This window comes from Janthinobacterium agaricidamnosum (genome assembly GCF_003667705.1).
GTDB lineage: Bacteria > Pseudomonadota > Gammaproteobacteria > Burkholderiales > Burkholderiaceae_D > Janthinobacterium.
Window position 1 is genome coordinate 5630462 of record NZ_CP033019.1, and the last position, 22800, is coordinate 5653261.

The following is a 22800-nucleotide window of genomic DNA, read 5'->3' on the forward strand; positions in this document are numbered from 1 at the left end:
GTCCATGTCCGAGAATCCACAAGACACCCCGATCCAGGCCAAAACGGAAGAATACGGCGCCGCCTCCATCCAGATCCTGGAAGGCCTGGAAGCCGTACGCAAACGCCCGGGCATGTACATTGGCGACACCTCGGACGGCACCGGCTTGCACCATCTGGTATTCGAAGTGCTGGACAACTCCATCGATGAATCGCTGGCCGGCCACTGCACGGAAATCCACGTCACCATCCACAGCGACAATTCGATCTCGATCACCGACAATGGCCGCGGCGTGCCGACCGGCCTGAAAATGGACGACAAGCACGACCCGAAGCGTTCGGCGGCGGAAATCGTCATGACGGAACTGCACGCGGGCGGCAAGTTCGACCAGAACTCGTATAAAGTCTCGGGCGGTTTGCACGGCGTGGGCGTGTCCTGCGTAAATGGCCTGTCGAAATTACTGAAATTGACCATCCGCCGCGACGGCAAGGTCCATTACATGGAATTCGTGCGCGGCGTGCCGCAAGACCGCCAGATCGTCATGGTCGGCGACGTCGCCACCTCCCCGATCAAGGTCATCGGCGACACCGACAAACGCGGCACCGACGTGCACTTCTGGGCCGACGAAGAGATTTTCACGCACGTGGAATTCCACTACGAAATCCTGGCCAAGCGCATTCGCGAACTGTCCTTCCTGAACAATGGCGTCAACATCAAGTTGTCCGACCAGCGCACGGGCAAGGAAGAAATCTTCGCCTTCGAAGGCGGCACGCGCGGCTTCGTCGAATACATCAACAAGGCCAAATCGGTCTTGCACCCGACGATTTTCCAGGCTACGGGTGAGCGCCTGTCGGACCAGAATACGAACATCTCGGTCGACGTGTCGATGCAGTGGAACGATGCCTACAATGAACAGGTGCTGTGCTTCACGAATAACATCCCGCAACGCGACGGCGGCACCCACCTGACGGGCTTGCGCGCGGCCATGACGCGCGTGATCAACAAATACATCGATGAACACGAGTTCGCCAAGAAGGCGAAAGTGGAAATCAGCGGCGACGACATGCGCGAAGGCCTGACCTGCGTCCTGTCGGTGAAAGTGCCGGAACCGAAATTCTCGTCGCAGACGAAAGACAAGCTGGTATCGAGCGAAGTGCGCGGCCCGGTGGAAGAGATCGTCGCCAAGACCCTGGCCGATTACCTGCAAGAAAAACCGAACGACGCCAAGATCATTTGCGGCAAGATCGTCGAAGCGGCACGTGCCCGTGAAGCGGCCCGCAAGGCCCGCGACCTGACGCGCCGCAAAGGCATCATGGATGGCCTGGGCCTGTCGGCCAAGCTGGCCGACTGCCAGGAAAAAGACCCCGCCCTGTGCGAACTGTACATCGTCGAGGGTGACTCGGCAGGCGGCTCGGCAAAACAGGGGCGCGACCGCAAGTTCCAGGCGATTCTGCCGCTGCGCGGTAAAGTCTTGAACGTGGAAAAAGCCCGTTTCGAGAAAATGCTGTCGTCGGAGCAGATCACCACCCTGATCGCCACCCTCGGCACCTCGATCGGACCGGACGAATTCAACGTCGAGAAGCTGCGCTACCACCGCATCATCATCATGACCGATGCGGACGTCGACGGCGCCCACATCCGTACCCTGCTGCTGACCCTGTTCTACCGCCAGATGCCGCAACTGGTCGAGCGCGGCCACATCTACATCGCGCAACCGCCGCTGTACAAGGTGAAAGCAGGCCGCGACGAGCGCTATCTGAAAGATGACGCCGAGGAAGCGAGCTACATGATGACGGTGGCGCTGAACACGGCCGTGCTGGTGCCGCGCACAGGCGCGGAAGGCATTTCCGGCGACACCCTGACGGAACTGGTGCGCAAGTTCAACCTGTCGAACACCATCATGACGCGTCTGACGCGCGTCATCGACCGCGCCGCCCTGACGGCCATCATGACGGGCGTGCAACTGGACCTGTCGACCCTGGACCTGGCGGAAACCTCCGCCCTGGCCCTGCAGACGGCCATCAACGACAGCGCCGTGAAAGTGTATGTGCGTTCCGATGACTTGTCGGAAAAACACAAGCTGCACATTGAGCGCATGCACCACGGTAACGTCAAAGTGACGGCCATCGACGCCGACTTCGTGCAAGGCCCGGACTACGCCGTGCTGAGCAGCGGCGCCGCCACCTTCGAAGGCCTGATCGGCGAAGGCGCGTTTGTCCGCCGCGGCGAAGGCGAGCGCATGAAGGAAATCGCCGTGGTCGACTTCCACCAAGCCATGCAATGGCTGCGCGACGAAGCCGAACGCACGGTCTCGAAACAGCGCTACAAAGGTCTGGGCGAAATGAACCCGGATCAACTGTGGGAAACGACGATGGACCCGACCGTGCGCCGCCTGTTGAAAGTGCAGATCGAAGACGCCATTGCGGCGGACCAGATCTTCACGACGCTGATGGGAGATGATGTAGAGCCGCGCAGGGCGTTTATTGAGAACAATGCGCTGCGCGCTGGCAATATCGACGTTTAATCGGTATTGTTGATAGAGGAGGGCGACACAATGTGTCGCCTTTTTTAATTTAGTTGAAGATTGGCCGCAGCTTGCAATATGGATAAGAAAGAGGCAAACTCAACGGGTGTCTGACATATTGATGGCATGCAACTGAACCGTTGGAGAGGCAACTTGAGATATCTGGATACCGGGGGTCGCGACCCAAAGCAAACGCTCGCTTACTGGCTGAGTACTATACTGAATGATGAGATAACTGAACTAAGGCTGCAGTCCGGCTTCTTTTCGCTCAGCAGCATGGGAGTGTTCCTGCCAATTTTGCAACGATTCAAGCAAACGAATAGTCATACAGCTGTCTTGATCGGCTCAAATGACTGTAGCACGCTAAGAAATGATGTAGTAGAGCTTGCTGAGCTAATGGGAGTACCACGCACCGGTGCATCGTTGGGAGTGGTTAACTTCAGCGGTAGCGCATACTTTCACCCTAAAACATTTCACTTAACGCGTAACGATGGTTCCCAAGCTGCGTTTGTTGGATCAGCCAACCTGACTAGAGCGGGACTCATGTTGCATGTTGAGGCTGGGATAAGCCTGGACACACGAGATGGAGACGAGGCACACGAGCTCAATCGGATTGCTAACGCGATCGATAAATGGTTCGCGAATTCAAAACCCGGAATGACAGTAGTAAACTGCGCGAAGACAATAGCTGATCTATTTGATGCGGGAATTCTGGCTGATGTACGTCCGCCTAAACCGTCTATCTCACCAAGTCAAAAAAACAACATGGGTGCCATTGCTCAACCAAAGCTGGAATCCCTTTTCTCGTTACCAGCAGTGCCTGCGGTTGAGAAAGCGCAAGCGGCGGCCGCGCTACCTGTGGCGTTGCACCAAACATCTGCGGCAGTTCCTGCTGTGCCAGCCGTAACATCTGCTGCACAGGTCCCTAGCAGTTACGGCCCTAATGTAGGGGGAGGTAGTCAACCCGCAGCACAGGCAACTCTGGCAACACCGACAGTTCAACCGAATGTTGTACAACCATATGCGGTTTCGGTGCCAGTTAACGGATTTCCGCCATATTTACTATTCAAACCAAATCCAGCTAATAATAGCCCGACTATCGGAGCGGACGCTTTGACTGGAGCGCTTCTCCCTGGTAACGCTAAAGGTCTAATTATCCAGCTAAATAAGGACAGCGCACGGCATTTTCAAGGTGGTGGAGGTACCGCTAATATCAGCATTCCAGTAGTCACAGTTTCGACACTCCGATTCGGTCTGAATGGGAAGAATCATTCACCAGGATCCAAGTTCAATTTGCATATGAGGTATTTGGGCAATCCTTTGACGATCTCTGGTGGGGTGGCGCTAACTAGTGTTAAAGGATACGGATATACAGCCACTGAAACGGGAAACCAAGATATTAGAATGGTTGTGCCAGCCGCGTCCCGTGTACTCGGCCAAAAAGTAAGCACTGCTGGATACTTGATTCCTTCTAGCCAGGATCTTGCATTACTAGAATGGCCTACCCCAATAGACCCGCAATTTCGCTTGTCATTCCTCGATCCCCAATCCCCGTTAGCGAATCAAGTCAATACGGTGTTTGATAACGCGGTAGCCGCAGGTCAACTGGTTGGAAAAGGCGCTTGCTGGTTGCCGAACGGCTTATCACCTATCTGGTGAAATCCGTTCCGGACTATGCACGTAAAATAACAAGTGCTTCGGTAGTCGTTGCGTTATTTACATGTAAACCGTATCTTCGATAAGTCTGCAATGGAACTGTCTCAATATGGTTCCATCCGCAGGACGCTGCAATGCTAGCCAAGTGCCCGGGTGTATTGATATCGAATCGAGTTCCGTTGAGAGTTGTGTGATTTCCGCCAACGATCAGTCCAAATGGAGCATTTGGTTTCATTAATTTTCTAACTGCACTAAATGCTACAGACATTCCCGCAAAATAGCGGTAAAGAAGTCTAGGGACAACTTGGCGCCGAAAGCCATCGCTATCGCTAAGTGCATTTTGCAGGGTTATACAATATTGGAGTTCTTGATCCGGCAAATTGGCGGCGTTTTCCTCCAGTGACTTTAGCAACGAGCTCTTGCTCTCTCCGCGGATTTCTCTACTACCAACTAATCGGGATTCAAGAGGAAGGATTTCTGATGGAGGAATAAGTCCGAGCCATATTAAGCTGAGACGTTGTGTGTCAATGTACGGTAATGCTGTAGCATACGGAGGACTAGTCAAGGCCAAGTCGAAGGTTTGAGGCAACAATATTTCATTCCCGGAAGGAATTTTGCAGTCCACGTTTATTGCAACAGAATCGGAATTTATTAAGCCCAAAGTCTTCTGAGATTCCTTTAAACGAGCATACATAACCTCTACAGCGTTTTCGAACGCATCAAAAAAAGAAAGAATTGGAAGCTCCGAAATGCGGCGACGAATTCTCAGATCACTAGGCTCTTGTTGTGAATAGTCTCGCAATAAATTAGATCCAATTGCGAGCAAGATTGGAGAGCTAAGGCGTGCAGTCGTTTCGATGGATAAGCGAAGCGACTCTATAGCTAAAAGTTGCTCAACTGAAAACCAAGATCTAAGGTATTCAGTACGTTCATTTTCAGGCTCAATATTTGGACATAACTTTTTCGCTCGAAAGAGCGCATCTAGTGCCTCCCGTCGTAATTGTTCTGCGGGCACACCTAGTGCTCGTAGTTTTGCATTCGCTAAAAATACGGCAAGAGGATTAATATCAGTGCCTACTGATTTAATTCCGAGATGGGCACACTCGACCAACGAGGTCCCACTACCGCAGAAGGGGTCAAAGGCAATTTGCCCAGGTTCTGCTCGAAATATATTTAGCAGTGCTTTTGCAACTTGCGGATTAAATTTTCCTTTGTATTCATGCAAGCCATGGGCCGAATAGCGCGTTGCTTGGCGCTTAGTTTCAACTCCAGAGCTGCGCTCTAGTAAACTCTGCTCGGTATGCTTTATTTTCGTCTCAGACTCGATGCTCGAAAAATAAACCAATCTATTAGCCAGCTCAGGCTTGTTTGGATTATCAAGAATTATACCTTTTGCATTTTCATTTAGCGAAGCCGGTGACAGCAGACTTTCAATCTCGCGTTTTGCGAAGTCTCGCTCGTAAGGATAGTATTTGTATGGATGCCAGTTTAATTGCATTAATAATCTCTAATTTTTTTGAAAAACGAGCATTGACTCTGTTTTAATATTTGCATGTGATAAATTGAATGACTTGCGATTGGCTTTAATTTCACGCTCAAATCGGCTTACCAACGCCAGGTTAAATTCCTTGGCGATGCGCTCAATAATATCTCCGTTATCTATAATTTCACCGTGAATTTTCGACCGACCTACAACGAAGCAGATATATCCTTTACTAACGAGAACTGAGTTTATAAGAGAAAATGTAGTTCTCATCTGATCCACAAAAAAATCAGCAGTATGTGGATTTTTTTTAAAAAAATGTGCTCTCGCCCCGATTTCATGTTCCTTAACTGCCAACGGATCGAAACCCAGCCACCACATCCGGTACTTATGATAAAGCCAATACTCGTATGCATTTGGATATGGCGGAGAGGTAATTACCAATCCGATGGGCAGGTTAATTTGCTGCGGTGAAATTTGTAGAGTGTTACCTTCGATAATTTTTGTAGTAGTTAAGTCCCAATCGCGTTCGCTCAACGCTTTGAGAAGTTTAGCCGTCGCAGTCAAAAAATAAGAAAAAACATCCTCTCGGTTAACGTTCTTCTCTACAGCTGCGTACCGAGTATCGCTATCTTGGTTTGAGACACGTACTAAGATACTTGACAGAGCAAGTCGAAGTTGCGGCAACCAGGGGAGAAACTCTTCGCGCGCGATCGTCATAGCGATGCTCGATACGGCAAGTTGAATGTCAGCCTTAAACCAGTGATTAACGTTCGGAATGTCAGAGGACGGCGCAGTCTGGATTGAGCGAGCAATTCTCATGACATCTGTTACTGCTTGCTCAAAATTACATGGCAGAGCAGATGTTTTAACAGTTGCCAACAGGCAGGCTATAGGATTTAGATCAATTCCAACTGAAGCGTAACCTGCCCGTTGCGCTTCAACTAATGTTGTTCCTGACCCGCAGAAAGGGTCGAAGACGGCTGTACCGGACGGAATTTCCAAACTCTCAATAAATGCCCTCGGAATATCGCCAATGAACTTGGCTGGATAAGGATGGATACCCTCAATTGCAGGAGCCTTAGACCGCTGGCTGAAGCTCCAATCGACCTCTGCTAAGCGAGTGCTAGCAAAGGCTTGCGACACCTCAACGTGTGATTCGTCTTTACTATTTACATTATTCGGCCCAAGATCTCTCACTATTTTTCTCCGGATGAGTTGACAATTGGCGCGACAGCTAGTGGACCGTTCGACAGCATGGATGTATCACCGTAAACACCACGCCTGTCCACGAGATATTTCTCTGCGTTTTTCAAAAACCAATCCTTTAAAGTGAGGCCTTCGTAGGCGAGAGCTGCGTACAACCGACGTTTCGCCTCGGGCTCGATCTCAATAACGATACGTCCGCTGTTGCCTATGCTCATACGAAGTCCAGTATGTGATGTGATGTAATGTATGTTATGTTACATTAGGGCAGCATGTCCGCCAAGGAAAACGTCGAGAACTGTGAAGGATTCCACAGGAGACGGGGTCCACAGGAGACGCAGGAGACGGGATCAGGTCCGCCACTACGACACGATCTCAACCATCCCGATATCCAAACCTCTGCGCAATCTCAGCGCCAATGCATCATCGAGCAGCACGTCGCTGGGGTTCCAGAGTTTCTGGACAATATCGTTGTCGTTCATTAGCTTGTTTCCTGATTCAAAATGTTGATGTAAGCACCGTAGGCATACACGCGGTTACGTTTTTGGCCGGTCACTTCCTGCACCATACCCAGCGTACCTGCCATGGCATCGAGTGCCTTGCCCACCGTCGCGGCGGTCAAGCCGGTGGTCTTGCTCAGGGCGGCAATATTCAAGATGGGGTGCGCAAACAGCGCATCAAGAATTTGCCTGGCCGACCCCGCCAAGCGCCCCAGTTCCGCCAACCGTGCCTTGTCTTGCGCCAGCAACTGCGTCAGCGCCTGGGCCGTGCTGACGGCCTGATTGGCGGTGGCGGCGATGGCATCGGCAAAGAACAGCAGCCATGCTTCCCAGTTGCCGCTGATGCGTACTTGTTGCAGCAAGCTGTAGTAGGTTTCACGATGCTGTTTGAAAAACACGGAAAGATACAGCAGCGGCTCCTGCAAAATACGGGCGTCAACCAGTATCAGCAGTATCAGCATGCGGCCGAGGCGGCCATTGCCATCCAGGAAGGGATGGATGGTTTCAAATTGCACATGCGATAGTGCCGCCTTGATGATGGCGGCAGTCAGCTGCGGCACGTCGTTGATGAAGTTTTCCAGTGCAGCCCAGCAGTCAGCGAGCTGGTTGGCAGGCGGCGGCACGAACGTTGCCTCGTCGGCGCGATGGCCGCCTATCCACACCTGATTGCGGCGAAATTCGCCAGGGCTGCGCTGCACGCCCCTGCCCGACGTCATCAGCACTTGATGCACTTCCGTCAGCAATCGAAAACTGCTGGGCTGCCCTTGCCGTATCCGTTCCCCCTGAGTCCACGTTGCATAGATTCGCTGAAGTTAACATAAATGGAGGCCTTATTTTAACTTGGGGTGAAAAATGAAATAACGAAATCGTTATTTTAAGTTGACGCTATCAAGCCGCCTTCGGCCACAGCACTTCCCCAAAGGTTGGCGGCACTGGCTCCAACTTGCCGTCCACCATCGCGTCAAGACGCCGACGATGCTGGCGGCGATATCCTGATTGGTCTTGCTGCGCCAGGCGGTTTGCGGCATGGCCTCGGTATAGCTATGTTGATCGAGCAATAAGCGCACTTCCTTCATACTGTGGCGACACGAAGACACTGGCCGCCGTTTTCCTCGCCCATCTCCCCACTGCCCCCAAGAAACCAGTACACTAGTTCCTGAGCGCAACTAATTTTGTACGCGCGTCATGCCGCCTGCCATTGCCGGGAGGCGGCCCTGCCGCAAGGCGTGTTGTCTCTGGACAAATGCAATGTTCACTTCGCGCAGCCTGTCGCCTGCCTTCTATTACCTGTTCTTTTCAGGAGAACGGGAGCAGCAGCAGCGCTTTTTCAAGGAACTGCATTTCATTTCGATAGCCATCCTGACGTTTGGCCTGGCTTGCTGGCTGGTCACCTTCAGCCTGACCTTGTCGCGCGCGTCGCTCGATCATGCGCAGGCGGCGCTGGGCGTGACGGGCATGCTGGCCGGGCTGCTGCTGACCGTGTATGCGAAGTCCTTGCAGGCGATTATCACCAGCGGCACCATCAGCGTGCTGTTCATCGCTTTCGGCTTTCGCGTGCTGATGCTGGGCACGGAAGACCCCGCTTTCTGGGTATTGCCGCTGGGCGTGATGATCACGCTGACGACGGCGCCCATCTTCAGCGGCATCGCGTATTACCTGGGCGTGTCGCTGTGCGTGTGGGCCATCCTGGGGCTGGGGCAGTTTCCCGTGCATGCGGGGCAGGCCGACCAGCATTGGCCCGTGCTGGCCGTCACCATCAGCGTGATCATCGGCCTGGCGCTGAACATCTATTTTCTCGTCTTGCGCATCCATAACTACCGCGCCCAGCGCGAGCTGGCGACGATGGCCTACAAGGATGGCTTGACCGGACTCAATAACCGGCGCATGTTCACGCAAAGCGCGCGCGCCTTGCAGCGCACGGCGCGCACGCCCGCGTATTTCCTGATGATCGACATCGACGACTTCAAGCAGATCAATGACGTGCATGGCCATGACGTGGGAGACGAAGTGCTGAAAAGGATCGCCGAGGTGATCGCTGGGCTGTCGGGCGATCACCTGTGCGGCCGCCTGGGCGGCGAGGAATTTGCCGTCATCTACGTGGGCGAAAAGAACGCGGCCTGCGCCTTTGCCGCGCAGCTGGTCGATGCGGTCGAGGCGGCTTTCGTGCCGGAACGCAAGGTGTCCGTCAGCATCGGCATGGCGGAACTGATCAAGGAAGCGGACTTGTCGCACAGCTACCGGCGCGCCGATGAATCCTTGTACCAGGCCAAGAAAAACGGCAAGAACCGCTACGTGTTCAACGCCGCCTGAATACCGCCGTCCGGCGTCGCGTCGAGCAGCGCCAGCAAGGCTTGCGGCGCAATCTTCCATGGATCGCGCTGCTCGGGATCCACCTCGCACCAGCTGTCCTGCGCGCCGATCTTGAGGATGGTCAAGGGAATGTCCTTGCTCTCAAAGAAGGCCAGCATGCGGCGGATCAAACGGCTCACCTTGGCGTGGTCTTCCTGGTACAAAGAACAGGTATAGAAGCAGCCCTTCTCTCCCATGCGCAATTTCCTGGCCGCGCCGACACGCGATTGGAGCACGTACTTGTGCAAGAACTCGGTCACGACCTCATCGTCAACGGGAATACTGCAGGAAATGGTGATCTTGGCCATGGCAAGCGGGGCAGTGATTCAATAGACTAGCTTAGCAGAAAGCTTTTCATTCCTGAAATGCTAAGATCGCGGCGCGCGCATGCCGGCAAGCCGACCGGCCTGGCGTCTCGACAAGGATAGCCATTGAACACCCCAGGAAAATTCACTCTGCGCATGCTGTCACTGTGCGCCGCCCTGTGCCTGCCGCTTGTCAGCATGGCTCAAGCCGTTTCCGCCGAAGACGCCGCCTTCGTGGCCGCCACCGTGCCTGTCTCCGTGCCATCGCCGCCGCTCAGCCTGAACGAGCATCCACAAATTCGCGCCGGCGTCTTCAAGCTGCTCGGTTATGCGCGCGGCAACTACACGCAGGGCGATACCCTGATCGCGCTCCAGGTACTCGACAGCATGCGTTCGCTGCAAGACATCCAGCGCACCATGCTGCCCGACGGGCGTTCCGTGCTGGCGTCCATCAACCCCGACACACACGGCGCGCAGCGTGCCGCCATGCTGTTCGATCCGCAACGCAAGCTGTTGGCCCTGGGCCTCGTCAACGGTCATTGCCAGGCCGCCATCGGCGATGCCGTGCCCGCCTGCCTGCCGTCCACCCACGCCGTGCTGACGGTGTTTGTACCGCCGGGCGCGGAGGACGAGATGGCCGCGCCGCTGCTCGTGTGGGCGCGGCAACTGCCGCCCATGCTGGCGCAGGCTGCGCCGGAACAGCGGCAAAGTATTGCTGCGGTGGAATACATCACCACTCTTCCCGGCCAGCCCGGCTGGGAGCCGCGCGACGTGCCGCCCGGCTTTCCCCCCAGCTTGCTGCACCTGTTGCTGCCGGACGCGGAATTGAATAGCAGCGCCAGCGGCGGCAAGCTCATTGCACCGGCGGGCCTGGGCGGTTTGCCCATGCGCACGCCTGCGGAAGCGGCCGAGGCCGGTGACGAGCCCATGCCCGATGCCAGCATCACCCTGCGCAGCTATGCCGATTTCCACTGGGTGCTCAACACCTATGCCAAGCTGGCCAAAGGCGCGCAAGTGCAGGGCCATGACGACAAGGTCGTGTTCACGGGCAGCGATACGAGCGGCCGCTACACGATCACCCTGCGCGAACCGGGCAAGAAAGACAGCGTGCTCATCACCGTGGCCATCTGGCGGAAAAATTAAGGAAGGCGAACAGGGAAAGCATTGCCATTACGCACAAGAGCATGGCATTTTGGCATTTTGCGGTATGATTTCCGGCCGTGCGGCGCGGCCTCATCCCTGCCTTGCCCACCCTGCCCTTCAAGCCAGCCACGCTTGCGTCGCATCCTGCCCTAAGGAATTCATATGTTCGGTTTTAACTTGCGTGTTGCCAAGATGGTGTGGACGGCGTTCCTCATCGCCTTCCTGCTCTTTCTCACCTACAAGGTCTCGTCGACCCTGATCGTGGTGGTCTTTGCCATCTTCTTCAGCTACCTCGTGTATCCGCTGATCGGACTGCTGGAGCGCCATGGCCCGAAGCGCCTGCCGCGCACGGCCGCCATCGGCATCGTCTTCCTCGTGGTGATCTTGCTGGTGGCGGTGCTGGGGTCCATCTTCGGGTCGCGCATCGAGGAAGAAGCGATCAAGCTCAGCGATCAGCTGCCGACCTTGCTCAAGGGGAATAATTTTGCCGAACGCATCCCATTGCCCGAATTCATGGAGCCCTTGCGCGCGCGCCTGCTGTCCTTCATGCAGACGCAGCTGAGCAGCGGTACGGGACAAGCCATGCCGCTGGCGAAGGAACTGGGCTTGACCGTCATGCATGCGGCCAGCAACCTGATCTATCTGGTGCTGGTGCCCGTGCTGAGCTTTTTGCTGATCAAGGAAGGCCCGGACATGCGCGACGGCTTGCTGTCCCTGCTGAACCGCCCGAACAAGAAACTCTGGGGCGCCATCATCGATGACCTCGACATCCTGCTGTCGCGCTATGTACGCGCCCTGCTGCTGTTGTCGATCGCCACGTTTGTGTCTTACAGCATCGCCTTTTCCCTGATGGGCGTGCCGTACAGCCTGCTGCTGGCCGGCGCGGCCGCCTTGCTGGAATTCATCCCGTTTGCCGGTCCGCTGGCGGCGGCCGTCATCGCCGTGGTCGTGGCCGGTTTCAGCGGCTTCGAGCACGTGTTCTGGCTGATCGGCTTTATCGCCGCCTACCGTTTGTTCCAGGATTACGTGGTCAACCCGTATTTGATGAGCGAAGGCGTGGAAGTGAGCCCGCTGATGGTGATCGTCGGCTTGCTGGCCGGCGACCAGTTGGGTGGCGTGGTCGGCATCTTCCTGTCCGTGCCCGTGATGGCGGCCATCAAGATCGTCTTCGTGCGCGCGCGGGCAGCCTTGCAGGCGCGCCACGATGCACTGGAGAAAGCCGAACAGGCGGCAGAGGAAGCGCGCGCCCAGGCCTTGGCCGAGGCGGCGCTATTGCAGGAACAGGGCAGCAAGGTGGCCCTGTAAGCCCGCTAGATTAAAACTCTTCCCATTCGCCGCTGCTGTCTGCAGCGGGCTTGGCAGCACGTGGCTGGGCCGGAGCGGCTGCCGAGGCAGTACGGCTTGGCGTCAGGCGCAACGCCGGGCGTTTCAAGGCCGTGCTGGCGGCGGCCACGACAGGCTTGCGCAAGGCAGGCTTGGCCGCTGCCGGGCCGCTGTGGTTGGCGTCGAGTTTAAAAATGCTGACCATCTCGGCCAGCGCCGCAGCCTGCTCCTGCATGGATTCCGAAGCGGCTGCCGCTTCTTCCACCAGCGCCGCATTCTGTTGCGTCACGGTATCCATTTCCGCCACAGCTTGATTGATCTGGCCGATGCCCAGTTCCTGCTCGCGGCCGGCGGCGCTGATTTCGCCCATGATGTCCGTCACGCGGCGGATGCTGGACACGATCTCGTCCATCGTCGTGCCCGTCTGGCTGACCAGCGCGCTACCGGCGCCCACGTTTTGTACCGACGCTTCGATCAGCATCTTGATGTCCTTGGCGGCGGAAGCCGAGCGGTGCGCCAGGTTGCGCACTTCCGTGGCGACGACGGCAAAGCCACGGCCTTGCTCGCCGGCGCGGGCCGCTTCCACGGCCGCGTTCAGGGCCAGGATGTTGGTCTGGAAGGCAATGCCGTCGATCACGCCGATGATGTCGGCGATCTTTTTCGACGATTCGCTGATGGTGCCCATGGTGTCGACCACTTGCGCCACCAGTGCGCCGCCTTTCACCGCCACGTCCGAAGCGGAAACGGCCAGCTGGTTGGCCTGGCGCGCATTGTCGGAGTTCTGCTTGACGGTCGAGGTCAGCTCTTCCAGCGACGAGGCCGTTTCTTCCAGGCTCGACGCTTGCTGTTCCGTGCGGCTCGATAAGTCCAGATTGCCCGAGGCGATTTCATTGCTGGCCGTGGCGATGGCACCGCTGCCGTCGCGCACGCCGCGCACGGTGGTCGACAGGCGTTCCTGCATTTTCTGCAAGCCCGTCAGCAAGGCGCCCATCTCGTCGTGGCGCGTGATGACGATGTCGTTGGCCAGGTTGCCGTCGGAAATGGCGCCGAAATGGCGCAGGGCCTGGTCCAGCGGGCCAAAGATGGCGCGCAGCAGCAAGAAGCTGGAAATAATCGTCAGCAAGGCGCCCACGATCATGCCGCCGATGGCCATGGTCACCTGGGTACGGTAGCTGGACTGGCTTTCCGCATACATCTTGGCGGCCGAGCTGGCCTGGTATTGCGTCAAGGTTTCAGCGGCCTGGTCCAGGGTGCGGTACAGCGGCGTCAGCCCTTTCATCATCAAGCCGTCCGCTTGCGCGATGTTGCCTTCACGCAAAGCCTTGCTCATGGTCAGCACGCCATTGTTCATGTAATCGCTGCGCTTCTTGTCCATGTCGTCGGACAGGCGCTTTTCTTCCGCGCTCTGCGGCAAGGCCAGGTACACCTTCCACGACTTGTTGGATGCTTCCAGAAATTGTTCCGCGCGCGCCAGGGTATCCTTGGCATCGGGCGCGTCCGGGTGCACCATCACGCGGTCCATCGTGAACCGCGCGCGGCCCAGGGCAATTTGCGATTCGCCGATCGCTTGCGTCGAGGCCAGCTGATTGCTGTAGACCTCGTTGAGGCTGTTGTTGGCCGATTTCAGGCTGATGATGCTCATCACGCCCAGCAAGGCGATCAACACGCCCAGCACACTCATGGTAGCGATCAGACGCATTTTTATTGTTATATTCGACAGCATGCAGTTTTCCTTGGTAAGGGCGCGACCGTGCCACCGCCTGCCGGACGAGATAGCGGCAAACGCCAGATGGGCGGATCACGTGAATTGTTCAGGACAGGTCGATACGGCGTGTGCGGCGGCAGGGGGGAAGGCGGCCCGCGCATATCGTCAGGAGTGCAAGACAGGGCAACGAGGTCGAGGTTTCCTGTACTTTTAATTTCCTGACTGCAAGATACAGGGAAAGATTACCAGTAGCAACATCCGTCTGGAATTTTCACGCTTTGTAACAAGCGGATGATGTTTTTTGCGCAGAACTGGCATTCCGCTGACGTGCGCGGTCGCTTGGGAATGCCATTTATGCTAAGTAACCCCCAATAAATTATTGTGATTTCTGACTGCCATAACCGGCGCTCTGCGGCGTTGCTCACTGCTAGCAGTGCCCGCACTGCGTCGCAGCGAGTGCCTTGCATAGCATCCGGTTCTGTTCGTCATAAATTCACACTAATTTCCCGAGGATTACTTAGCCAACTAGTTAATACATGGTTTCTTCGATGAGCTGGCCATCGTCGCGGAAATACTGAAACCGGCCCGTTTTCCTGCCCATGTTGTAGGCACCGATCTGCTTCGGCTTTCCGTTCTGGAAATTCTCGATATTGACGCCATGCAGCACGCCCTTGTGCCAGTTGCGGTGAAATTGCGGCAGTTCGCCATCGGGATACAACAGGGTTTCCGCACCATCGCGCTTGCCGTCGGCAAACGTGCCTTGGTAGCGCCGCTTGCCGTCCGGATAAAAACTTTCCATCGTGCCATCGAGCACACCGAGGCGGTAATGTTCGACCAGTTCCAGCCGGCCATCGGCCGCATACTGCTCCAGCTTGCCATCGGGTTTGCCATTGAGCATGGTCAACACTTGCCAGCCGCCGTCCGGCGTCGATTTCTTCCATGGCCCCTGTTTGATGTCATCGACATAGTTGCCGCCACCGCCAGGTTCCACCCACTGTCCCTGCTTCTTGCCATTCAAATAACTACCCTGCCATTGCACCACGCCACCGGCACGGCGCTCGCTGGGGCCGTCCAGGCGGTCTTTCACGAAATGGTCGTAACCGGTGTAGCTGTGCATGTCCGCTGCGCGCCATTCCTCCACGCCCAGGCGCACGTCCCAGCGCCCCGTGCGCTGGCCCCGCTGCATCATGCCCGTGGTGGTCTCGTCGCCGCTTGCATACGTCCACGGCCCCTCGGCCTTGTCGTCGACAAAGGCGCCAGACGAGCGGATGGTATTGGGCTCTTCGTAATGCCATACGCCGGTGCGCTTGCCCTGCGCATACAGGCCGCGGGCAAACACGCTGCCCACGCAGCAATTGACGTCGTACTCGATGAATGGCCCGTCCTGGCTGCCGGCAAAGCGTTGCGGCTGCGTTTCCCATGTGATCCATTTGATGTGATAACTGGGCGCGCGGCCCCCTTCCCAGCCCTTTCCCAGCAGATACGTGACGGTCAGATAATGGCCATCCTTTTCCTGGTACGTCTTTTTATAGGCAAACGCGGGGGCGTCGGCTGGCTTGCCGGGCAATAATTCACCGTCGATATTGAAATAGCCGGCCAGCTTGCCATGCGCATGCTCGATGGCGTCAAACCCGGCCACGCCCGTGGGCGCGTAGGCGATGCTGTAGTCGATCAACTGCAAGGAGGCCAGCGCGGCGCGCACCTGCGCCTCGTCCATGGTTGTTGCGCCGCGCACGATGGCGTCCAGCGCGGGCTGCAAGGCCGGCACCTTGAACATCTTGCCGCCGCTGCGCTCGTAGCGGTAGGCATGCAAGCCGTAGGCTGCGCCACTGTTAGCACTGCGGCTGAGCACGAACGTGGTTTCACCCTCGCTGTCGAGATCCAGCTGGAACACGGCCTCGATGCTGGCCTGGCCGTACTTGTCCAGGTTCATGCGTTTTTCACTGATGCCGTTGCACTGGCAATAGTAGCCGTTGACCTCGCCATTTTCCCGCAGGAAGGCCAGCACCACGCCGCCGTCGCGGCGCTCGACCGCGCTGGCGAAGGCCATGGGCATACCCTCATAAAAACGCGGCGCGGCCTGCGCTGGCGCCATGGTGGCCCAGGCCAGCGCCATGGCCATCGTGCTCATCCAAAATGTGTACCGCATGTCAACTCCACTGCCGAAAGCCGCCATTATGCATGGCCATCAGGCAAGACCGGACACCCCAGGACGCCGGCCAAACAGCGGCCGCTGCACCGTCTGCGCCAGCAGCACGCCCAGCAGCGAGATGCCGCCGCCGACCAGGTGATAGAGATGCATGCTTTCATGCAGCCAGACGATGGCCAGCAAGGCCGTCAGCAGGGGCAGCAGATTGACGTAGATGCTGCAGCGGTTCGGTCCCAGCAATTTGACGCCCTCGATCCACAGGTAGGACAGCACGATGGATGAGCCGATGCCCGCATAGCCGATCAGGGGCAAGGTGGTGGCGTCCAGCCGGGCGCTGCCGGGCGGCAGCAACAGAAACAGCGGCAGCATGCACACCAGGGCCGCCAGCGCCTGGCAATAAATAGCTTGCCAGGCGGGAATGGACAGACGCCAGCGGCGCAGCAGCACGCCGTACAGGGCAAAGCTCAGGCAGGCCAGCAGCATCAGCGCATCGCCCGCATGCACGCCCTGCTGCAGCAAGGCCAGCACGTCGCCGCGCCCGACCAGGTACAGCAAGCCGCCAAACGACAGCACGCCGCCGGCCGCCATGCCGACCGTCAGGCGCTCGCCCAGCAGCAGCACGCTGAGCAGTGCCGTCATCAGCGGCGCCAGCGCCGTGACGATGGCCATGTTCGTCGCCGTCGTCGATTCGGCGGCGCGGTAGGACAGGCTCTGGAACAGCGCCATCGACATCAGGCCGCACAGGGCCAGCTGCCACCACTGGCGCCGCAGCGCATGACGGTTGCGCCACAGGGGACGGGCGATAAACGGCGTCATCACCAGCAAGACGAGCACCAGCCGATAAAACGTGATGGCCGTGGGGGCGATGCTGGACGCGGCCAGCTTCGAGACGACGACGTTGCCGGCCCACAGCAGCATGGCCAGAAAAGGATACAGATAGGCGCGCACAGGCATGCGTAGCTCCAGGAATAGTTGCGGGGAACCATCATGCCGCAGGCGCGCCGCGCCTTCTCGCGCTAAGATGTCCATACCTATCGCAAAACTGACGCTCTTTTTATGGATTGCACCTCCCCCGCCTTTCAGGAATTGCTGCCCGTCACGGCGCGCGCCATGGCGCTGGCCGTCGACTATGCGCATGGCCACGTGATTTCCGTACACCGCCACACGCATGCGCAATTGCTGTACGCCATCGAGGGCGTGATGACCATCGAGGCGCAGGGCGGGCGCTGGGTGGTGCCGCCCACGCGCGGCGTGTGGCTGCAACCCGGCATCGCGCACCAGGTGCGCATGAGCGGCGCCGTGAAAATGCGCACGGTGTTCGTCAACTGCGCCAATTCTCCATTGCTGCCTGGCCACAGTTGCGTGCTCGACATCAGCCCCCTGCTGCGGCAACTGATCGTGGCGGCCGTCGACATCGCGCCCGATTTTACGGAAGGCAGCCGCGACTGGCATCTGCTGCAATTGCTGTTGCACGAACTGGGCAGCCTGCCTGTGCTGCCCCTGTATCTGCCCTTGCCTGCGGACGCGCGCCTGCGCGGCTTCTGCGCGCGGCTGATGGAACAGCCGGGCGAACAGCTGACGGTGGCGCACTGGGCGCAGGAACTGGCGATCACCGAGCGCAGCCTGCACCGTTTGTTCCAGAAGCAGACGGGCATGCGCTTCGGCCAGTGGCGCCAGCAGGCGCGGCTGCTGCGGGCGCTGGAGCAATTGGCGCGCGGCGGCAAGGTCATCGACGTGGCCATGGACAATGGCTACACGAGCCAAAGCGCGTTTGCCGCCATGTTCAAAAAGCATTTCGGCACGACGCCGACGGCGTTTTACCAGGCAAAAGTCATCGCCGCGTAAAAAAAATGCTGCTATGCATCAATAATCATGGGCGATAAGCGCCGGGCTTGTTATCATCGCAAGCCTTATCGCACCGCGCCCATCCTGGCAGCGGTGTTGACCTCTATCACACCACCATGACACAGAATTTCTTCCAGACTTTTATCCTGCTTTTGCTCGTCACCGATCCATTCGGCAACGTTTCCCTGTTCGTCAACGCCCTGAAACGGGTACCGATCGAGCGGCGCTGGAAAGTCGTGGTGCGTGAATGCCTGATCGCCTTCGGCATCTTGCTGCTGTTTATGTTCTTCGGCCGCCATTTCCTGAACGCCTTGCAATTGTCGGAAGTGGCGCTGCGCATCGGCGGCGGCGTGATTTTGTTCCTGATCGCCATGCGCATGGTGTTTCCGCAGCCAAACGCGGGCAATAGCGACCACGAGATGGGCGGCGAGCCGTTCATCGTGCCGCTGGCCATCCCCGCGCTGGCCGGCCCGTCGGCCCTGGCCACCGTGCTGCTGTTTTCCTCGCATGAAGTCAATGAAGTGATCGCCCACGTGGCGGGCTTGACGGCCGTGGCCGTCGTCTGGCTGGCCGTCTTCCTGTGCGCCGAACGCTTGCAGCGGGCGCTCGGTCCAAGGGTCATGACGGCGTTCGAGCGCCTGATGGGCTTGATCCTGACGGCGATGGCCATTGAAATGCTGCTGGCCGGCATACGCGCGTTCCTGAAGTCCGTTTAACATAGAGCATTCATCCACTGGAGAAATCACCATGAGCCGTTGCGCCCACATTTGCCTGATGGCCGATTACAACCAGTGGATGAATGCCAAGGTCTACGCAGCGGCGGCCAGCCTGCCGCCCGGCGAGCTGGAGCGCGAGCGGGGCGCCTTTTTCGGCTCCCTGCTGGCCACTCTGAACCACGTGATGGTGGGCGATACCTTGTGGCTGCAGCGCTACGCGAAACATCCGGCCGGTTTCCCCCTGCTCGATCCCATCAGCGCCATCACGCCGCCCGCGTCGCTCACGCAACCGCTGTTCGCGGCCGACGATTTTGCCGCCATGCACGCGCACCGGCAATGGCTGGACCAGGTCATCATAGACTGGGCCGCGTCCATCCGCGAAGAAGACCTCGACCATTTGCTCGATTACCGCAACAGCAAGGGGCCGAACCGGCGCGAGTTTTTCAGCCTGCTCATGCATTTCTTTAACCACCAGACGCATCACCGGGGCCAGGCCAGCACCTTGCTGTCGCAAGCGGGCGTGGACATCGGCGACACGGATTTACTGTTTCGCATCCCCAACCATCTTGCCGACTGACGGCGGGCGGTACAGCCACGCTTTCACGGCAATCGCTGCCAGCGCCAGCCCGCCCAGCAACGCGCCGCAAGCCAGCGCCCCCGGCATGCCATAGGACTCGATGGCCATGCCGCCGGCCAGCGCGCCCAGCGTCACGCCCAGGTTGATGGCGGCGATATACACGCCGATGGCGAACGCGGGCGCCTCGCGCGCTTCGCTGCTGAGCCATACTTGCGTGACGATCAGCCCGCTCGTATGCGCGGCGCCCCAGAACAGCAGCAACACGGCCAGCGCCGCCCAGCCGATGCCCGTGCCGGCATGCCGGTACAACAGCCAGTACGCCAGCCCCAGCAGCACAGGCTGCAGCAAGACCGTGCGCAGCACATGCGTGCCCAGCTGGCGCCCCGCAAACAGATTGCCCGCCACGCCACCGATACCAAACACCACCAGCGCCAGCCCCGTCTGGCGCGCCGACAAGCCCGCTTCCTGCTGCAGATACGCGGCCGCATACGCATACACGGCAAACATGGCGGCAAACACCAGCACGGCGGCGGCGATCGTGAACCACAGCGCAGGTTTGCGCAGCACGGCCAGCTGGCGGCCATACGCCATCGGCGCCTCGCGCGGCGACTCGGGCAAGAACACATATAAGCCCAGCGCGGCCAGCGCATTGACGAGGGCGCACGCGAGAAACGATGCCTCGTAGCCAACTTGCGCAGCGATCCAGGTGGTCAGCGGGATGCCCAGCACCATGCCCATGCTGGTGCCCGTGAACGCATGCGCGCCGGCCCGCGCCGCATCGCGCGGCGGATACAGGGCGGCGGCGGCCACCATGGCCAGCGAGAAATACACGGGGTGGAACAGGGCCGGCACCACGCGCAGCGCCAGCAGCAGCCCGAAGCGCGGTGCATACGCCGAGGCCACGCTGGCCAGGGCAAACACGAGCAGCGAGACGATCAGCACGCTCTTGCGGCGCCACCGCGTGGCCAGCAGCACGAGGAAGGGGCCGCCCACGGCGATCACCAGCGCGAACAGGCTCACCAGCGAACCCGCCTGCGCGGCCGTCACCCCGTAACGCTGCATGATCATCGGCAAGATGCCGACCACGCCAAACTCGATGCAATACACGCCGAACAGACCCAGCGCGAGGAAGACGATGGGGTGCGGGCGCGTCATGGCATTTCCTTGGCGCCATACACTGCCTGGCACAGTTCCGTGACGAACGGTCCCGCCATGCCCTCCAATGCCGTATTCGTAAACGCCACCACGGACAGTTCCTGCGCCGGGTCGACAAACCACGAGTGGCCATACGTGCCGCCCATGCGCCACGTGCCCGCAGACTCCGGCGTGGCGGCGGCAAGCGGGTCCGTCAAGACCGTGAACCCCAGGCCGAAGCCGCGTCCCGGCCAGAACGGCAAGTCGAAACCGCCCGTCTGGTTTGCTCCCATCTGGCGCGCCAGCGCTGGCGGCAGCAGCGGCGCGCCGCCCAGTCGCAGGGTTTCCAGCAGGCGCATGAAATCGGGGGCGGAGCCGACCATGCCGGCGCCGCCGGACGGATACGCGTGCGCGTCGAGCGCCCTTGCTGGCGACAAGGTAAAGCCGGCCATGCCTTCGAGAAACGGCAGATGGTCTTCCCCCTCGTCCAGCAAACGGCGCGGCCGGGCTTCTTCCGCTGCGCGGTCCGCATACGCGACGGCCAGGCGCGCCGCGTCCGTGGCCATAAAACCCGTGTCGTGCATGGCCAGCGGCGCCGTCACCAGCTGTGCCACGGCCTGCGCCAGCGGCAAACCCGTCACCGCTTCGATCACGGCGCCCAGCACGTCGGTGGCGATCGAATACGCCCAGCGCGCACCCGGTGCAGACGCGAGCGGCACGGTAGCGAGGCGGCGCAGGTTGTCCTCCAAGGAAATGCGGGACGCGTCCATGCCGTCCGACACGCCCGCCCGTGCATACGCCCCGCCCGGCGGCTGGAAAAAGCCGTAGTCGAGCCCGGCCGTGTGCGTGAGCAAGTGGCGCACGGTCATCGCCGCCACGGCGCCGTCCGGCTGGCGCGGCGCAAAATACGGCAGCCAGCGCGCCACCGGGTCGTCCAGGCCCAGGCGGTTCTGCCCCACCAGCGCCAGCGCGGCCGTGGAGACGATGGGTTTGCTGACCGAGGCCAGGCGGAAGACGGCGTCTTCCTCCATGGGCGTGCCCGCTTCGCGGTCCAGGTGGCCGGCGGCGCGGCGATAGATTTCCTGGCCACACTGGCGCACCAGCACCACGGCGCCCACCAGGCGCTGCTGATGCAGCACGGCATCAAGCAAGGGGTCAATGCGGGCGGCCAAGGCCGCGGGAGAGAAGTTGTACATCATGGCTCAGCCTTTCAAATGATCAGGCTGCCAAGGTAAGCGAGACGCGATCAAAGAAAAACAGGCTATAGTTTCTGTCTGTGCGGACGTTGACATCCGCAATCAAAAGGAAAACCATGGATAATCTGGCGGGATTCACGGCCTTCGTGCAGGCGGCGGAAACGCGCAGTTTTGTCGCGGCGGGCCGGGTGCTCGGCATTTCCGCCTCGGCCGTGGGCAAGAGCATCGCGCGGCTGGAAGAGCGGCTCGGCGTGCGTCTGTTTCACCGCAGCACGCGCAGCATCGCGCTGACCAGCGAGGGTACCGTGTTTCTCGAGCGCTGCCGGCGCATCCTGGGCGAAATCGAAGCGGCCGAGCTGGAGTTATCGAACAGCAAGCGCGCGCCGCAAGGCCGGCTGCGCGTCAGCCTGCCGCAGGTGGGCAGCCTGCTCAATCCCGTGCTGGCGGCCTTTGCGCGTGCCTATCCGCAGGTGGAACTCGACCTCGATTTCAGCGACCGCCGGGTCGACGTCATCGAAGAGGGATATGACGCCGTCGTGCGCGCGGGAGAAAGCGCCGACAGCCGTTTGATGAGCCGCCAGCTGGGCCAGTTCCAGCTGCAACTGGTGGCCTCGCCAGCCTATCTGGCGCGCAACGGCACGCCCGCGCTGCCGGCCGACCTGGCCCGCCACACTTGTTTGCTGTACAAGTTTCCCAGCAGCGGCAAGGTCGAGGCGTGGCCCTTGCCCGAGTGGCATGCCCTGCACGCGGCCGGCTTGCCGACTGTGCTCAACTGCAACAATGTCGACACCCTGCTGCACTTTGCCGAAAGCGGCCTGGGCATCGCCGCCCTGCCCGACTTTGCCGCGCGCGCGGCGCTGACGGCGGGCCGCTTGCAGCCGGTGCTGGACGCGCACCGCCGGCACGATGGCGCCTTTCGCATCCTGTGGCCCAGCAGCCGCCACCTGACGCCGAAACTGCGCGCCTTCATCGACTTCCTCGCCATGCACGTGTTTCCGGAAAACTAAGCC

Annotated in this window: 19 protein-coding genes; 9 read left to right on the forward strand and 10 right to left on the reverse strand. The window is 59.2% G+C overall.

Going from position 1 to position 22800, the window contains the following annotated elements; genetic code table 11:
* The first annotated feature begins 4 nt into the window (after positions 1-4).
* Both gyrB and D9M09_RS29265 read left to right on the forward strand, forming a co-directional pair.
* Positions 5-2503, forward strand: coding sequence for a DNA topoisomerase (ATP-hydrolyzing) subunit B (gyrB, locus tag D9M09_RS25475; RefSeq protein WP_121670661.1), 2499 nt, complete (start codon positions 5-7; stop codon positions 2501-2503).
* Positions 2504-2656: 153 nt separating this feature from the next.
* Positions 2657-4162 (forward strand): restriction endonuclease PLD domain-containing protein, encoded by a 1506-nt coding sequence (locus D9M09_RS29265; protein WP_162995792.1) that lies wholly within the window; start codon positions 2657-2659, stop codon positions 4160-4162.
* 13 nt (positions 4163-4175) lie between these two features.
* On the opposite strand, the gene D9M09_RS25480 is transcribed toward D9M09_RS29265, so the two are convergent.
* The 4 genes from D9M09_RS25480 to D9M09_RS25495 all read right to left on the reverse strand — a co-directional run bounded on the left by D9M09_RS25480 (position 4176) and on the right by D9M09_RS25495 (position 8091).
* Positions 4176-5657 carry a TRM11 family SAM-dependent methyltransferase gene (locus D9M09_RS25480; protein ID WP_121670662.1) on the reverse strand — a complete coding sequence of 494 codons (1482 nt, stop codon included), beginning with the start codon at positions 5655-5657 and terminating at the stop codon, positions 4176-4178.
* 9 nt (positions 5658-5666) lie between these two features.
* Entirely contained in the window at positions 5667-6842 is a 1176-nt protein-coding gene (locus D9M09_RS25485; RefSeq protein ID WP_205602304.1) for a DNA methyltransferase, read from the reverse strand.
* Positions 6842-7066: a hypothetical protein gene (locus tag D9M09_RS25490; RefSeq protein WP_121670663.1), complete on the reverse strand. Its 225-nt coding sequence runs from the start codon at positions 7064-7066 to the stop codon at positions 6842-6844. The genes D9M09_RS25485 and D9M09_RS25490 overlap by 1 nt, the downstream gene beginning before the upstream one ends.
* Positions 7067-7329: 263 nt before the next feature.
* Positions 7330-8091, reverse strand: coding sequence for a Fic family protein (locus tag D9M09_RS25495; protein ID WP_205602305.1), 762 nt, complete (start codon positions 8089-8091; stop codon positions 7330-7332).
* 505 nt (positions 8092-8596) lie between these two features.
* Here D9M09_RS25495 and D9M09_RS25500 point away from each other — a divergent pair.
* Complete coding sequence (locus D9M09_RS25500) at positions 8597-9658, forward strand: GGDEF domain-containing protein (RefSeq protein ID WP_162995793.1); 1062 nt, start codon at positions 8597-8599, stop codon at positions 9656-9658.
* Here the strand turns inward: D9M09_RS25500 and D9M09_RS25505 are convergent.
* Positions 9637-10005: a hypothetical protein gene (locus D9M09_RS25505; RefSeq protein WP_121670665.1), complete on the reverse strand. Its 369-nt coding sequence runs from the start codon at positions 10003-10005 to the stop codon at positions 9637-9639. The genes D9M09_RS25500 and D9M09_RS25505 overlap by 22 nt on opposite strands.
* Positions 10006-10158: 153 nt before the next feature.
* On the opposite strand from D9M09_RS25505, the gene D9M09_RS25510 reads away from it, so the two are divergent.
* On the forward strand, positions 10159-11145 hold the full coding sequence (locus D9M09_RS25510; RefSeq protein ID WP_070291954.1) for a hypothetical protein: 987 nt from the start codon (positions 10159-10161) through the stop codon (positions 11143-11145).
* Positions 11146-11307: 162 nt separating this feature from the next.
* Positions 11308-12450: an AI-2E family transporter gene (locus D9M09_RS25515; RefSeq protein ID WP_070224773.1), complete on the forward strand. Its 1143-nt coding sequence runs from the start codon at positions 11308-11310 to the stop codon at positions 12448-12450.
* 10 nt (positions 12451-12460) lie between these two features.
* On the opposite strand, the gene D9M09_RS25520 is transcribed toward D9M09_RS25515, so the two are convergent.
* The 3 genes from D9M09_RS25520 to D9M09_RS25530 all read right to left on the reverse strand — a co-directional run bounded on the left by D9M09_RS25520 (position 12461) and on the right by D9M09_RS25530 (position 17276).
* Positions 12461-14191, reverse strand: a complete 1731-nt coding sequence (locus tag D9M09_RS25520; RefSeq protein WP_070310256.1) for a methyl-accepting chemotaxis protein — start codon at positions 14189-14191, stop codon at positions 12461-12463.
* A gap of 511 nt (positions 14192-14702) precedes the next feature.
* The gene (locus D9M09_RS25525) at positions 14703-16322 is read right to left on the reverse strand and encodes a toxin-antitoxin system YwqK family antitoxin (protein ID WP_162995794.1); all 1620 of its coding nucleotides are present in this window, start codon (positions 16320-16322) and stop codon (positions 14703-14705) included.
* Between the two features lie 39 nt (positions 16323-16361).
* Entirely contained in the window at positions 16362-17276 is a 915-nt protein-coding gene (locus tag D9M09_RS25530; RefSeq protein WP_121670667.1) for a DMT family transporter, read from the reverse strand.
* Positions 17277-17378: 102 nt separating this feature from the next.
* On the opposite strand from D9M09_RS25530, the gene D9M09_RS25535 reads away from it, so the two are divergent.
* The 3 genes from D9M09_RS25535 to D9M09_RS25545 all read left to right on the forward strand — a co-directional run bounded on the left by D9M09_RS25535 (position 17379) and on the right by D9M09_RS25545 (position 19460).
* Entirely contained in the window at positions 17379-18167 is a 789-nt protein-coding gene (locus tag D9M09_RS25535; protein WP_121670668.1) for an AraC family transcriptional regulator, read from the forward strand.
* Between the two features lie 116 nt (positions 18168-18283).
* A complete protein-coding gene (locus D9M09_RS25540; protein WP_070224777.1) occupies positions 18284-18883 on the forward strand; it encodes a MarC family protein in 600 nt (199 codons plus the stop codon).
* Positions 18884-18914: 31 nt separating this feature from the next.
* The gene (locus D9M09_RS25545) at positions 18915-19460 is read left to right on the forward strand and encodes a DinB family protein (protein ID WP_121670669.1); all 546 of its coding nucleotides are present in this window, start codon (positions 18915-18917) and stop codon (positions 19458-19460) included.
* On the opposite strand, the gene D9M09_RS25550 is transcribed toward D9M09_RS25545, so the two are convergent.
* The gene (locus D9M09_RS25550) at positions 19425-20615 is read right to left on the reverse strand and encodes an MFS transporter (protein WP_121670670.1); all 1191 of its coding nucleotides are present in this window, start codon (positions 20613-20615) and stop codon (positions 19425-19427) included. The two genes, D9M09_RS25545 and D9M09_RS25550, sit on opposite strands and share 36 nt — an antisense overlap.
* Positions 20612-21793: a serine hydrolase domain-containing protein gene (locus D9M09_RS25555; protein ID WP_205602306.1), complete on the reverse strand. Its 1182-nt coding sequence runs from the start codon at positions 21791-21793 to the stop codon at positions 20612-20614. The genes D9M09_RS25550 and D9M09_RS25555 overlap by 4 nt, the downstream gene beginning before the upstream one ends.
* Positions 21794-21906: 113 nt before the next feature.
* On the opposite strand from D9M09_RS25555, the gene D9M09_RS25560 reads away from it, so the two are divergent.
* Positions 21907-22797, forward strand: coding sequence for a LysR family transcriptional regulator (locus tag D9M09_RS25560; protein ID WP_121670671.1), 891 nt, complete (start codon positions 21907-21909; stop codon positions 22795-22797).
* The last annotated feature ends 3 nt before the right edge of the window (positions 22798-22800 follow it).